11 protein-coding genes are annotated in these 12,443 nt (G+C 67.8%); 3 read left to right on the top strand and 8 right to left on the bottom strand.

What is annotated here, in order from left to right; genetic code table 11:
• Positions 1-48 precede the first annotated feature (48 nt).
• On the bottom strand, positions 49-1,875 hold the full coding sequence (locus IE158_RS00040; RefSeq protein ID WP_189641621.1) for an ABC transporter ATP-binding protein: 1,827 nt from the start codon (positions 1,873-1,875) through the stop codon (positions 49-51).
• A 104-nt stretch (positions 1,876-1,979) separates the two neighbouring features.
• On the opposite strand from IE158_RS00040, the gene IE158_RS00045 reads away from it, so the two are divergent.
• Positions 1,980-2,540, top strand: a complete 561-nt coding sequence (locus IE158_RS00045; protein ID WP_189641622.1) for a hypothetical protein — start codon at positions 1,980-1,982, stop codon at positions 2,538-2,540.
• On the opposite strand, the gene IE158_RS00050 is transcribed toward IE158_RS00045, so the two are convergent.
• The 4 genes from IE158_RS00050 to mutS form a co-directional block, all read right to left on the bottom strand.
• Positions 2,493-3,167: a hypothetical protein gene (locus IE158_RS00050; protein ID WP_189641623.1), complete on the bottom strand. Its 675-nt coding sequence runs from the start codon at positions 3,165-3,167 to the stop codon at positions 2,493-2,495. The genes IE158_RS00045 and IE158_RS00050 overlap by 48 nt on opposite strands.
• Before the next feature lie 54 nt (positions 3,168-3,221).
• On the bottom strand, positions 3,222-4,889 hold the full coding sequence (mutL, locus tag IE158_RS00055; RefSeq protein ID WP_189641624.1) for a DNA mismatch repair endonuclease MutL: 1,668 nt from the start codon (positions 4,887-4,889) through the stop codon (positions 3,222-3,224).
• Between the two features lie 102 nt (positions 4,890-4,991).
• Complete coding sequence (locus IE158_RS00060) at positions 4,992-6,257, bottom strand: glycosyltransferase (RefSeq protein ID WP_189641625.1); 1,266 nt, start codon at positions 6,255-6,257, stop codon at positions 4,992-4,994.
• A gap of 16 nt (positions 6,258-6,273) precedes the next feature.
• Entirely contained in the window at positions 6,274-8,880 is a 2,607-nt protein-coding gene (gene mutS, locus IE158_RS00065; protein WP_229838792.1) for a DNA mismatch repair protein MutS, read from the bottom strand.
• Between the two features lie 290 nt (positions 8,881-9,170).
• Here mutS and rplM point away from each other — a divergent pair, with 290 nt between their 5' ends.
• Both rplM and rpsI read left to right on the top strand, forming a co-directional pair.
• Entirely contained in the window at positions 9,171-9,605 is a 435-nt protein-coding gene (gene rplM, locus IE158_RS00070) for a 50S ribosomal protein L13 (protein ID WP_189641626.1), read from the top strand.
• Complete coding sequence (gene rpsI / locus IE158_RS00075; RefSeq protein WP_189641627.1) at positions 9,595-9,990, top strand: 30S ribosomal protein S9; 396 nt, start codon at positions 9,595-9,597, stop codon at positions 9,988-9,990. Before rplM ends, rpsI begins: the two co-directional genes overlap by 11 nt.
• Before the next feature lie 113 nt (positions 9,991-10,103).
• Here the strand turns inward: rpsI and IE158_RS00080 are convergent, their stop codons facing one another.
• From IE158_RS00080 to IE158_RS00090, 3 genes are read right to left on the bottom strand one after another with little or no spacing between them, the layout of a single operon-like run.
• A complete protein-coding gene (locus IE158_RS00080) occupies positions 10,104-10,889 on the bottom strand; it encodes an HAD-IIB family hydrolase (RefSeq protein ID WP_189641628.1) in 786 nt (261 codons plus the stop codon).
• Entirely contained in the window at positions 10,886-11,692 is an 807-nt protein-coding gene (locus IE158_RS00085; RefSeq protein ID WP_189641629.1) for an HAD hydrolase family protein, read from the bottom strand. The genes IE158_RS00080 and IE158_RS00085 overlap by 4 nt, the downstream gene beginning before the upstream one ends.
• A gap of 35 nt (positions 11,693-11,727) precedes the next feature.
• Positions 11,728-12,189 (bottom strand): dCTP deaminase domain-containing protein, encoded by a 462-nt coding sequence (locus IE158_RS00090; RefSeq protein ID WP_189641630.1) that lies wholly within the window; start codon positions 12,187-12,189, stop codon positions 11,728-11,730.
• Positions 12,190-12,443: the final 254 nt, after the last annotated feature.

A 12,443-nucleotide genomic window follows, 5' to 3' on the forward strand; every position in this document is an offset into this window, starting at 1 on the left:
AACAGTCTTCTGGAGCCAGCTTTTTCTATCTAGCCTCAGACCGAGCGTCTACGCCGCCCCGCCGCTGCCATACTGCGCCGCTTGCAAGGCCCACAGCTCGGCGTACTCGCCGCCCCGCGCCACCAGTTCTTCATGGGTGCCGTCTTCGGTCACGCGCCCGGCCCGCATCACCACGATGCGGTCTGCCATCCGCACGCTGCCCAGGCGGTGCGTGACCAGCAGGGCGGTGCGGCCACGCGCCAGCTCAGCAAAAGCGGCAAAGACTTCAGCCTCGCTGCGGGGGTCGAGGGCCGCTGTCGGTTCGTCCAGAATCAGCACGCGGGCGCGGCGGTACAGGGCGCGGGCCGTGACCAGCTTTTGCCACTGCCCACCCGACAGGTCCACCCCGCCGTAGGCCTGCCCAATGCGGGTATTCAGGCCATTTTCCAGCCGGGGCAGCATGGCGCTCAGGCCGCTGGCGTCCGCCGCGTAGCGCAGACGCTCCGGGTCCTCCGGCACGCCCAGCAGTACATTTTCGCGCACGGTCCACTCGAAGCGGGCGTAATCCTGAAACACCGCCGCCACCTGCGAGCGCCACTCGTCGGGGCTCAGGTCGCGCAGGTCGGTTTCCTCGCCCACGCCGCCCAGCAAGATGCGGCCCGCGCTGGGGTCATAAAAGCGCAGCAGCAGCTTGATCAGGGTGGACTTGCCCGCGCCGTTCTCGCCCACAATCGCCACCGTCTGGCCTTCGGGGATGCGCAGCGAAAGGTCCTCGATGACCGGCGCGTGCCCCTGATAGCCAAAAGTGACCTTGTCCAGCGTCAGGTCAAAGCGCTGCGGCAGCGGCTGGGGCTGGGCAGGAGCCGCCACCTGCGGCACGGCGTCCAGAAATTCGTAGTATTTGCCGAACCAGTGCAGGTGCTCGCTGCCCACACCCAGGCTGTCCGAGAGCGACCACAGGTCGCCGCGCACCTGCGCGAGTGCGCCGATGACCAGCACCACTGCCCCAGCCGTCAGCAGGCCCAACTGTGCTTGCCACACGGCGTACGCAAAGACACCAGCCGTCACCGCCAGGGCGAGCACCTGCGCGGGCAGCACGCCCAGAAGCTGCTTGTTGCGGACCCCGCGCATGGTCCGCTGATAGTCCAGCGTGCGCTCCGTGTACTCGCGGGTCAGGTACGGCATCAGGCCATACAGCCGGATTTCCTTGGCAAATTGCTGGTTGAGCGCCGCTTTTTGGAAGTAGTTCAGCTCGCGTGACGCCTGGGTGTTCTGAATGGTCATGCTCCAGCCGAGTTCGTACAGCCGCATCTGCGTGAGCGTCAGCGGAATCATGCCCGCAATCACCACCAGCGGCACCCACCACCCGATGGTGAGCAGCACGCCACCCACGCTCAGCAGGCTGACCAATGTGCCGAACACCCCGAAGATGGTCGAGGTCAGGTTCAGCGGCCTGCGCGGCGCGCCCATTTGCAGAATCTGGATGTCGTCGTGGAAGCGGGGGTCTTCCAGCACTTCCAGGCCGGTAAGGTCGTTCATCTTGTCCATCAGGCGGCGCGAGGTCTGCACGGTGAAGTTGTCGGCGGCGTAGCCTTGCAGCACAGCGCGGGCAATCCCGGCCAGTTGCCCCAGCAGCGCTGCGCCCGCCCAGGCCAGCGCCAGCAGGGCCAAGTTGGCCTGCCCGCCGCTGGCCACCTCGCCCACACCGTCCACCGCCCACTTGGAAATCAGCAGCGTAACCGCCGGAATCACGCCGCCCAGCAGCGCGGTCAGCCCCAGCAGCGACACCAGCAGCGGCGAAGACTGCCACAGCTCCGGCAGGCTGCGCCACAGGATGCGGAGCAGTTGCAGGCGGTCAGGTTTGTCTTGGTCGCGCAGGCGGGATGGGCGGGGCATAGGGGTCAGTGTAAATGGCGGATGGATGACGGTTGATGGTGAAGGGCAGCTTTCTGGCTCCGGGCATTCATACGCTGTTCAGCGCTGGGGCGTACCTTGCCTCCATGCACCTACTGCCTCCCGTGTTGGTCAGCCTCATGTTGCCCGGCCTTCTGCTGGCCTGCACACCTGCTCCAGGGCGCGGGGCGGCGGTCTCAGAAGCAGTTTGCCCACCTGCGCCGAACTTTGCCCTTACGAACGTGAGCGTGATTGGCTCGCTGGGCGAACTGGAACGGAGCGGAGCGGCGGCCCTGGTGCAGCCGCAAGACCTGCAGTGGGTCACTCCACCCGGAGCGGGCACCACTGGCTACTGGGCCGCCGAAGCGCAGGTGCTCAGCGTGGGAAGCGCTGGGAAAGACCTGACGCTCAGGGAAGGCCAGCGCGTGAAGTACATCACCCACGTCAGCGACGAAGAGATAGCGGGCGCAAAAGCATTTAATCCGGCGGCCCAAGCGTGGCGGCCCACCCTGATTTTCGTGAACCGGCCTGCCGCAGATAAGGCGGCCTTTGGAGATGCCCTGCTGCTGCACTACTGGCTGTGCCGCACGGGCAGCGGCGACCTGATTGAGAGCTGGCCCTCAGCGCCGGGAGTCAAGGAAGCGGCAGCCAGCCGGTACGGGCTGTGATGACCCGACTTTCCCCGCAGACAGGGGCCGAGGCTCACGGGCCAGCAGCCCCAGCAGCGGCGTGAGCGTCACCCCTATCAGCCCCAGCCACGCCGGGTTGAGGAGGCGCAGGCTCTCTCTACCCTGGCAGCCCGACCCCGCCACGATGTCGGCGCACTGGACCGCGCCCAAGTAGGGGCCAAACGCAGAGAGACTGCGCCCCGCTTCCGTGCCAGTTGCGAACAGCGCATTGATTTCGCTTGCCGCATAGGGCAGCCACAGCACCCCCGCCACAATCAAAAAGGTAGCGGTCAGACCGTACAGCGTGAACATGCCCCGCGCCGCCGCGAACTGCCGGCGCAGCGGCCACAGCAGCAGCGCATTGAGCCCCGCCCAGCCCCACAGCAGCAGGTAGGTGAAGGACGGCCCAGTGTGCAGGTCACCGCCCACAAAGGTGCGCCAGGGCCATACGCCCAGCTCTACCCGGTCTGCCATGCGGTACGGGTGGGTATCGGCGTCGCTCAGGCTCTGGCCCAGGCCCGGCAGCTCTATCCAGGCCAGCAGCCACAGCAGAGCGGCAGCGACCAGGCCCAAGGCGGCCCAGGCTTTCAGCCGGCGCGGTGAAGTCAGCGGGTACGCAGAGTGCATGCTGACATTGTTCGCCGGGCAACTGATAAGGGGCTGACAGCAGGTAAAGCGGGCTTAACCCGCTGCATCGCGTCCCCGCGCCACATCCCGCACCCCGCGCCGCCCGAAGGAGTGGGCGAGGTCGCGCTCACTGAGCCGCAGGGTGGTGGGCCGTCCGTGCGGGCACGCCCAGGGCTGGGCACACTGCGCGAGCAGCGCCAGCACCTCGGCCCCGTTTTGCTCGTCCAGGCGGCCCGCTTTCAGGGCAGGCAGACAGGCCAGGCGGGCCAGCAGTTCGCGCTGCGGGTCGTCCGTCTCACCGAGGGCAATATACACCACATGGGCATTCAGGTCGGCCACTGGCAGCGCCGCCAGGGACGCCGGCAAGGAGCGCAGCCGCGCCAGTCGTCCGCCCACTGGCCCCGCCCCAAACGGCTCAATCACCAGGCCCCAGGCCGCCAGGGCGGCGGCCCGGTCGTCCAGCCGCGCCGCCTGCTCAGGAGTCAGGTGCAGCAGCTCCGGCGCAGGCAACTCAAAGGGCGGCAACTCGGCTACGCCGCGCTGCAACCGCTCGTAGAGAGCACGCTCATGGGCGGCGTGACCGTCTATCACCCACAGGTCGCCTTCCGATTCGGCCAGCAGGTACAGCTCCTGGTACACGCCCAGCAGCCGCATGTGGGGAAAGGCTCCCTGGCGCGGCTGAACCGAGTCGGGCGCAGCGGTACTTTCGGCGGGCACCCGCAAGTCCGGCAGGGCGCGCACATGCGGCACCCCGGCCAGCGCCTGCGCCACTGCCGCCCGCACCCGCTCAGCCAGCGCGGGCAACTCGGCCAGCGCCACCAGCTGCTTGCTGGGGTGAATGTTGGGATTGTGCTCGGCGGGCGGCACGCTCAGGTTCAGTACGCAAAGCGGAGCTGTCCCAGGCGGCAGCAGTTCGCCGTAGCCCGCCAGCACCGCTTCTTCCAGCTCGGCAGGAGGCTGCACCGGGCGGCCATTGACCGCAAAGTGCAATCGGTCACGCCGGGCGCGGGTCAGCTCTGGGCGTGAAATCACTCCAGCCAGGCCCGCCGCTTCCAGCGGAAGCACCCGGTTGGCACTGACTGGGCCGTACACCGTCGCCACCCCACCCCGGAAATCGCCCGGCGCGTGACTCAGCCGCACCTCGCTGTCTACGGTCAGCCGCCAGGAGAGCTGTGGATGGTGCAGCACGTAGCGGCCCAGCAGCGTGACCATCTCGCGCACTTCTGCCGCTGCTGGGGCCTGGGCCCGCAGCCGGGCGGGCATGGCCGCAAACAGGTGCCCCACCGCCGCCGTGGTGCCTGCCGGGGCTGAGGCACGGGCCACCTCGACGGCGTCGCCGTGCGCCGTCAGCAGCGTGGCCCCCACCTGCGCCGCCGGGCGGGTCAGCAGGGTCAGGGTGCCCGCCTGCGCCGCCGCCCACAGCGCCTCCCCCCGGAAACCCAGGGTCAAGACTTGCTCCAGACCCGCGTCCAGCTTGGACGTGGCGTGGCGGAGGGGAGCCAAGCCCACCTCTTCGGCGGGAATCCCGCGCCCATTGTCGCGCACCGCCACCCGGCCCAGGCCGCCGCCTTCTACCTCAATGTCCAGCCGCGTGGCCCCAGCGTCCAGCGCATTTTCCAGCAGCTCGCGCAGCACGTCCAGCGGGCGCGAGACCACCTCGCCGGCCGCGATCTGGCGGGCGACTTCGGGCGGCAGCAAGCGGATGTGGGGCGCATCGGTCATTGGCCCTGACAGGCTAGCGCGGGGAGGCGAGCAGGAGTGTGGTGCAAGTATGTTATTTACATAACGACTTGCCCAGTGGAAGAAGAAGCTGCTTCCACTCATTTACCGGGAGAGGGCAAATTGGATACGGTCTGCCGCCACCTCTACACCACATTCCAGCTCCAGTAACGTGCCCAGGGTATGCGCCCGCTGCACGGTGGGCAGGGCCATCACGGCGCTCAGGGCCTGTGCCAGTGCTGCGGCGCTGAGCTGGCGGCGCGGCACACTCCGGCCCACATCCAGCCGTTCGAGTTGCCGTGCCCAGAACGGCTGGTCCATCCCATGCGGCACCGCGACACTGGGCAGTCCAGCGTGCACGGCGGCGGCCACCGTTCCCGCGCCGCCGTGATGGACCGACGCGCAGGCCCGCGCAAACAGCCGGCCATGTGGGGCCGCCGGAGCCGCAAAGACCTGCTCGGTGCTCAGGTGGCCGGGCACCCCCAGCACCACGCCCCGCCACTTGCGGCCAGCCTGGCCTACGCCCTCTTCCAATCGGCGCAGCACCGAATGCGCCAGCGAGACCAGGCCCTGCGGTGACTCACCCGGCCCCATGCTGCCGAATCCGAACACGACCGGCGCAGGTCCCGCCTCCAAGAACCGCTGCAACTCGGCGGACAGCTCAGGCTCGGCCGAGCCCGGCAACCGCCAGAAGCCTGTGACCGGGGCACCAGCTGACCAGTGCCAGTCACGCGGCACCGGCACCAGCTGGCGCGAATAGGCGTGCAGGATGGGCAGCAGACGCCCACCCGCGTATCTGGGGTCCAGGCGGTAGGTCCGGTCCGTCAGGCCCAGTTCCTGCCGCCACGCACCTACAACAGAGCGCAGTGGCCCCTCGGCCAAGCGGAGCGGCAGGTAAGTGAGAGGATTCAGTGGCCCAGCCTCCGCCACCGTCGCGGGCGCGGCAAACTCGCGGGTTGGCAGCAGCAAAGGCGCAGGCAGCATCAGCCAGGCGGGCACGCCCAGGGCTTCGGCCAGGTGGCGGCCCGCCAGCGCTTTGGGATGAAAGACCAGCGCCCGGCTCCCCTGCGCGGCTCTCTGTGCACTGTCCAGCAGCGCCCGCGTCTGCTCACGCACCTCGGCCAAGAGAGAAGCCACTTCTCGCCAGTGACCGGCAATCGCCGCCTGACCGCGTTCGGACTGGGCCAGATCGGTGTAGTGGGCTTCCAATGGGAAGAAGGGCACGCCCAGCTCCTCTACCAGTGGCCGCGCCTCCGCCGGAGCTGCCAGACGCACCCCGTACCCACGGCGCAGCAGCTCAAGGGCCAGCGCTACGAAGGGCTGCACATCGCCGCGACTGCCCACCGTCATCAGGGTGATGGGGCCTGTCATGCGGCGAGTATAGTCCTCAGCCAGCGCCCTCTCCCGCGCCACTTTTCCACCTGTGCAGCACGGCCAGCGCTTCCAGCGGCGTCAGGCGGCTGAGGTCCAGCGCCGCCAGCTCCTGCCGGATGGCGCGGTCATCGCCCTGCACGCTCAGGGCGGCCAGCAGCTCGGCGCTGCGGCCCGTGACCTGCGCGGGCAACCCGGCCAGACGGGCCACCTCCACGCCGTAGCTCTGACGGGCCGCGCCTGGAATCACCTGGTGGAAAAAGGTGAGGCTCCCCCCCGCTTCCTCGGCGGCCACATGCAGGTTGACCAGGCCCGGCAAGTCGGCCTCCAGGCGGGTCAGCTCGAAATAGTGCGTGGCAAACAGCGTGTGCGCCCCGCAGCGGTGCAGGTGCTCGAGCGCCGCCTGCGCGATGGCGAGGCCGTCCAGCGTGGAGGTGCCGCGCCCCACCTCGTCCAGAATCACCAGGCTCTGGGCGGTGGCCCCGTGCAAGATGGCCGCCAGCTCGGACATTTCCACCATAAAGGTGGAGCGCCCACCCGCCAGGTCGTCGCTGGCCCCGATGCGGGTGTGAATGGCGTCGTACACCGGTAGGGTGGCCGCTTCCGCTGGCACGAAGGCTCCAATCTGGTGCAGCAGCGCCGCAAGGGCCACCGTGCGCAGGTAAGTGCTTTTGCCCGCCATGTTTGGCCCGGTCAACAGCAGGGTGTGGCGGCCTTTGCCCAGAGCTGCGTCGTTGGGCACGAAGGCTCCAGCCTGGCCCGCCTGGCTCAGGGCGTATTCCACCACCGGATGCCGCGCCTGGGTCAGCTCCAGCGAGGCGTCCTCACTGGGCTGGGGCCGCACCCAACCGCGCCCGGCAGCCACTTCGGCCAGGGCAGCCAGCACATCCAGCTCGGCCAGCGCGCCCGCCGCTTCGGCCAGGGCGTCGGCGCTGTAGGCCAGAGTGGAACGCAGCTCGGTAAACACCTGCAACTCCAGCGCCGACGCTGCCGCGTCCAGCCGGGCAATTTCGCGCTCACGCTCACGCAGGTCGGGCCGGGTAAAGCGGGCGCGGTCCTTGAGGGTCGCCACCTGGTGATAATCGGGCGGCACCTTGTCCAGCTGGGCGCGGGACACTTCCAGGTAGTACCCGAACACGCCATTGAACCCCACCTTCAGACCAGAAATGCCGGTGCGCTCCCGCTCGGTGCCTTCCAGGTCAGCCAGGTAGGCGCGGTGGGCCAGCGCTTCGGCACGCAGGGCGTCCAGCTCGGCGCTGTAGCCTTCCCGAATCAGGCCACCCTCACCGGCACGGATGGGTGGCTCGTCCACCAGCGCTCCCCGGATGGCCTGCACCACGTCCGGCAGCGCTTCCAACCGGGCGCGAATGCCGCCCAGCAGTCCGTCAAAGGGGATCAGCAACTCCGCCGCTTCCGGAAGCAATTCCAGCGTGCGGGCCAGCGCCGCCACTTCGCGGGGCGTGGCCCGGCGGGTGGAGACGCGGGCGGCCAGCCGTTCCAGGTCGTGGGCACGGTACAGCAGAGCACGGACCCCGGCCCGCAGGTCGGCGCGGGCAAACAGGGTTTCGACCCCGTCTTGCCGGGCGGCAATGCTCAGCGCATCCAGCAGTGGTGCCCGCAGCCAGGCCCGCAAGCGGCGGCGGCCCCCGGCGGTGCGGGTTTCGCACAGCACGTCCATCAGGCTCAGGCCCTGCGGCGAGTGTGGGGTGAACACTTCCAGCGCCCGCAGCGTGCTGTCGGGCAGGGCCATGTGTGCGCCGGGTTGAAAACGGGTCAGTCGCCGCACCATCTCCAGGCGGCCTTGCTGGGTCAGCCGCGCGTAGCCCAGCACGGCCCCGCAGGCCCGCCGCAGCGCTGGCGAGTCTAGAGTGCCCGGCAACTCACCCAGCACAGCCCTCAGCTCGGCCTCGGCGGCCGCTTCCCCAAAGTTGGCGGGCGACAGCATCACCGCAAAGCGACTCTGAAAATCGGCCAGCAGCGCCCCATTCTCTGACAGCTCCGGGGCCAGCAGCACCTCGCGGGTGCGCCAGCGTGAGAGTTCGTCGTACAGCGCGGTGCGGGTATGAAAGGCGGCGCAGCGAAACTCGCCGGTAGACACGTCCAAGAGGGCCAGGGCGTAGCCTTCGCCGGTTGCTACCGCCGCCAGATAGTTCTCATCGGCGCTCAGCCAGCGCGAATCGGTCAGCGTGCCGGGGGTCAGCAACTGCGTGACTTCGCGGGCCACCAGGCCGGAGCCGGGTTCTTCCACCTGATCGGCCACCGCCACCCGTACGCCCTGGCTGAGCAGCTTCTCTATCTGGGCGTCCAGCGTGCGCAGCGGCACTCCGGCCATTGGCGTGCTGAAATCCTTGCTCGATTTGTGCGTCAGCGCCAACCCCAGCAGCCTTGCGGCCCGCTCGGCGTCTTCCCCGAACGTCTCGTAAAAGTCGCCCACCTGAAACAGCAGCAGCGCCCCTGGGAACTCTTCTTGCACCTCGTCGCGCATGGCGACGTACTGCTGAAGCATCGGCGGCAAAGTGCCGGAGCCGGTGCCCTTGAGTGTATGCGCCGGAACGCGCGCCGGGGTCAGGTTGGACGCTTTGGAGCTGCGGGAAGTGGGCATGTTGGGGCGGCCAGCAGGCATTGTCCGATGCTACCCGCTCAGGCCCCTGGGGATGGTCGGCAAGCTTGCCTTCCCAGCTGCCGCTGCCGGGGCTCCAGGCGGCCTTGTTCCCACTCCCCGAAATTTGCTACCCTTACGTTTAGTGTTTCGTGCTTGGTAGGGCACGGAGCGCCGGGCCGGCACCCGGAGGTTTCCCGCCAGCGCTTCTGCCCCGAAGCGCCGAGCGACCGCGCAAACCAACCGCCAACCTCATCTGCTGTTCGGCCCAGCGCTGGACTGTAGAAATCCCAACTTTCCCACTGGAGTACAAGGTGAAAACCTACATCCCCAAAAATGATGAGCAGAACTGGATCGTGGTGGACGCCGCCGGCGTTCCCCTGGGCCGTCTGGCGACGCTGGTCGCAAGCCGCATCCGTGGCAAGCACCGCCCCGACTTTACCCCCAACATGATTCAGGGCGATTTCGTGATCGTGCTGAACGCCGAGAAGGTTGTCCTGACTGGCAAAAAGCTGGACGACAAGGTGTACACCCGCTACACCGGCTACCAGGGCGGTCTGCGCACCGAAACTGCCCGCGAAGCCCTCGCCAAGCACCCTGAGCGCGTGATTGAGCGCGCCGTGTACGGCATGCTGCCCAAAGGCCGTCAGGGCCGCGCCATGCATAGCCGCCTGAAGGTCTATGCCGGTGACAAGCACCCCCACGCTCCCCAACAACCCCAAGTGATTGAGGTCCAACATGCCCGATAAAGAACAGTTCTACGGCACTGGCCGCCGTAAGTCCGCCGTGGCCCGCGTGTTCCTGCGCCCTGGCGAAGGCAAAATCACCGTGAACGGCAAGGACTTCCAGAGCTACTTCCAGGGCGTGCTGCGTGCGTTCCAGGCCCTGCAAGGCTTCAAGGAAACCGGCACCGCTGGTCGCTACGACACCGTGATCACCGTGCGCGGCGGCGGCCCCAGCGGCCAGATTGACGCCATCAAGCTGGGCATCGCCCGCGCCCTGGTGCAGAGCAACCCCGACTTCCGCGCCACGCTCAAGCCTCACGGCCTGCTGACCCGCGACGCCCGCGAGGTCGAGCGCAAGAAGTACGGTCTGAAAAAGGCCCGCCGCGCTCCTCAGTTCTCCAAGCGCTAAGGTTCGTTACTTACCGCTGCAAAGCAAATCCCGCCTTTTGGGCGGGGTTTTTTCGTTGGTCTAAGGGTCTAAGGCCGTAACAGTAACGCTTAGACCCTTAGACCTTTTGACCCTTAGACTTTCAGCGCCTCCAGCCACGCCGCCAGAGCCTCCGGTCCGCTGATGCTCTCGTCAGCGTGGGCATCCAGCAGTGGCAGGTCACCCGACTGCACCGCGTAGCCAGCCACCTCGAACATGGCGATGTCGTTGTCACTGTCGCCAAAGGCGATGGTGCGTGAAAGCGGCACGCCCAGTTCGCGGGCCAGCAGTTCTATGGCGGCTCCCTTGTGTGCGCCTGCCGGAGTCACGGTCATCATGTGGATGTAGGGCGGCTGCGTCCCAGTCACGGTAAACCCGGCCTGATGACTGCGCAGCTGAGCGGCATGTCCAGCCACACCCTCATGGAAAAAGTTCACCTTCTGTACTCGCCCGCGCGGAATCTCGGCGGTGGGACGGGGATTTCGCGCCAGCTGCTGGGTGGTGGGCACTTCGCCTTCCGGCAGGTCCACGTACATCTGCCCGCCGCTGAACATCATCAGGCGCACGCCCTCCAGCGAGTGGGCCAATACGGCTTCCAGTTCCTCATCCGTAAAGTACAGGGCCTGGCATACCTCGCCGCCCACCTCCACATGGCCGCCGTTCTGGGTAGCCATGCCGTCAAAGGGAATCTGGTCCTCGATGCCGGGGGGCAGCACGTCACGCCCGGTGATGGCGGCCAACTTGACGCCCTGCGCGCTCAAGCGGCGCAGCACGGGCGGCAGGTCGGCGGGCAATTCCGGGCGACCATCCGGGACCAGCGTGCCGTCAAAGTCGAAGGCCAGCAGCAACGGCAGCCCGTGCGGACGCTCGCGCCGGGTCATGCTCCCGCCTCCAGCGTGTCGGCCAGCTCTGAAAGCCACGCCCCCAGCGCCTGCGGGCCCGCAATGCTCTCATCGGCGTGCTCGGCCAGCAGCGGCAGGTCACCTGACTGCACCGCATACCCGGCCACCTCGAACATGGCAATGTCGTTGTCAGTATCGCCAAAGACGACGGTGCGGGCGAGCGGTACGCCCAGCGCCTCGGCCAGCAGGGCAAGGGCCGCGCCCTTGTGGGCACCCTGCGGCGTCACGGTCAGGTACTGGTCGTAAGGAGGCTGCGCACCAGTCAGCACCAATTGCGGCTGCGTCGCCCGCAGGCGCTCGGCATGGCCCGCCACGCCCGGATGAAAAAAGCCCACCTTCTCAATTGCGCGGCCCTGTGCCTCTGCCAGTGGCCGGTGGCCCCGCGTGACAATCCAGTCGGGCAGCCGCTCGCCTGGGGGCAAATCCAGATACAGCAAGCCCTCGGAGTACAGAATCAGGCGGGCACCTTCCAGCTCGTGGGCCAGAATCGCTTCCAGCTCAGTGTCGGTGAACTGTGCCGAAGTGTGCAGCTCGCCCCCTATCTCGACCCGGCCCCCGTTCTGGGAGGCCAGCGCACTGAACGGGACCGCCGCTGCAATGGCGGGCGGCACCAGGTCACGCCCGGTAATCACAGCCAGTTGCACGCCCAGCCCGTGCAGTCGCCGCAGCGCCCCGGCGGTGGGCGCTGGCACTTCGCCGCCCAGTTCCGGCACCAGCGTGCCGTCCAAGTCAAAGGCCAGCAACAGCGGCAAGCTGGCTGGCCGGATGCGTTCAGACTTCATGGGCCCAGTGTAGGACGGGAAAGCCAACGCCGGGGTCAGCGCCCGGTATGCCCATACCCCCCGGCCCGCTCGCCGCCCATGTTCAGGTCGTCACCGTCGGCCAGCAGGTAGGGCACGAACACCCCCTGCGCCACACGGTCTCCCGCCTGGGCAGTCAACGGCTCAGCCCCCAGGTTCCGCAGCGCCAGGATGATGTTGCCGTCGTTGTCCGGGTTGCTGTAATAGTCGGCGTCTACAATGCCGACGGTGTTCGCCAGCATTAGCCCGCGCAGGCCCACGCTGGAGCGCACGTACAGCTGCAGCACCTCACCGGGGCCCATGTACGCCTTGACATCGGTGGTCACCCGCACCATTTCGCCGGGCTGCACCGTGAACCCTGCTGGCGTCACGAAATCGTAGCCCGCCGAATGCCGGGTGCCGCGCCGGGGCAGCGAAATCTCGGTGTCTGGATGCTGGCGATGCTGGGGAGCCACAAGCTCAAAACCGCGCTGTTTCATTCGACCTCCGGGGGGCATGCATAGGCCCAAAAAAAGCCCCGCCCCAGACAGGGACAGGGCGGACTTCAGACTAAAGCTTAGGCCTTGTCGGCTTCGGCCTGGCCTTCTTCGCCTGCTTCGCCGGGAGCAGCTTCGGCTGCTTCGGCGTCGGTAGCGTTGGCCTGCTCAGCCTGGGCTGCTTCGGCTTCAGCTGCAGCTTTGGCGTCGGCTTCGGCCTGAGCCTGGGCTTCTGCTTCGGCCTGGGCCTTGGCTTC

It is taken from the genome of Deinococcus piscis (genome assembly GCF_014653275.1).
Lineage (GTDB): Bacteria > Deinococcota > Deinococci > Deinococcales > Deinococcaceae > Deinococcus > Deinococcus piscis.

Excerpts from the sequence above, each read along its gene's own strand:
- IE158_RS00040 (WP_189641621.1), bottom strand. The coding sequence starts at position 1,875 with ATGCCCCGCCCATCCCGCCTGCGCGACCAAGACAAACCTGACCGCCTG.
- IE158_RS00045 (WP_189641622.1), top strand. The coding sequence starts at position 1,980 with ATGCACCTACTGCCTCCCGTGTTGGTCAGCCTCATGTTGCCCGGCCTT.
- IE158_RS00050 (WP_189641623.1), bottom strand. The coding sequence starts at position 3,167 with ATGCACTCTGCGTACCCGCTGACTTCACCGCGCCGGCTGAAAGCCTGG.
- mutL (WP_189641624.1), bottom strand. The coding sequence starts at position 4,889 with ATGACCGATGCGCCCCACATCCGCTTGCTGCCGCCCGAAGTCGCCCGC.
- IE158_RS00060 (WP_189641625.1), bottom strand. The coding sequence starts at position 6,257 with ATGACAGGCCCCATCACCCTGATGACGGTGGGCAGTCGCGGCGATGTG.
- mutS (WP_229838792.1), bottom strand. The coding sequence starts at position 8,880 with ATGCCTGCTGGCCGCCCCAACATGCCCACTTCCCGCAGCTCCAAAGCG.
- rpsI (WP_189641627.1), top strand. The coding sequence starts at position 9,595 with ATGCCCGATAAAGAACAGTTCTACGGCACTGGCCGCCGTAAGTCCGCC.
- IE158_RS00080 (WP_189641628.1), bottom strand. The coding sequence starts at position 10,889 with ATGACCCGGCGCGAGCGTCCGCACGGGCTGCCGTTGCTGCTGGCCTTC.
- IE158_RS00085 (WP_189641629.1), bottom strand. The coding sequence starts at position 11,692 with ATGAAGTCTGAACGCATCCGGCCAGCCAGCTTGCCGCTGTTGCTGGCC.
- IE158_RS00090 (WP_189641630.1), bottom strand. The coding sequence starts at position 12,189 with ATGAAACAGCGCGGTTTTGAGCTTGTGGCTCCCCAGCATCGCCAGCAT.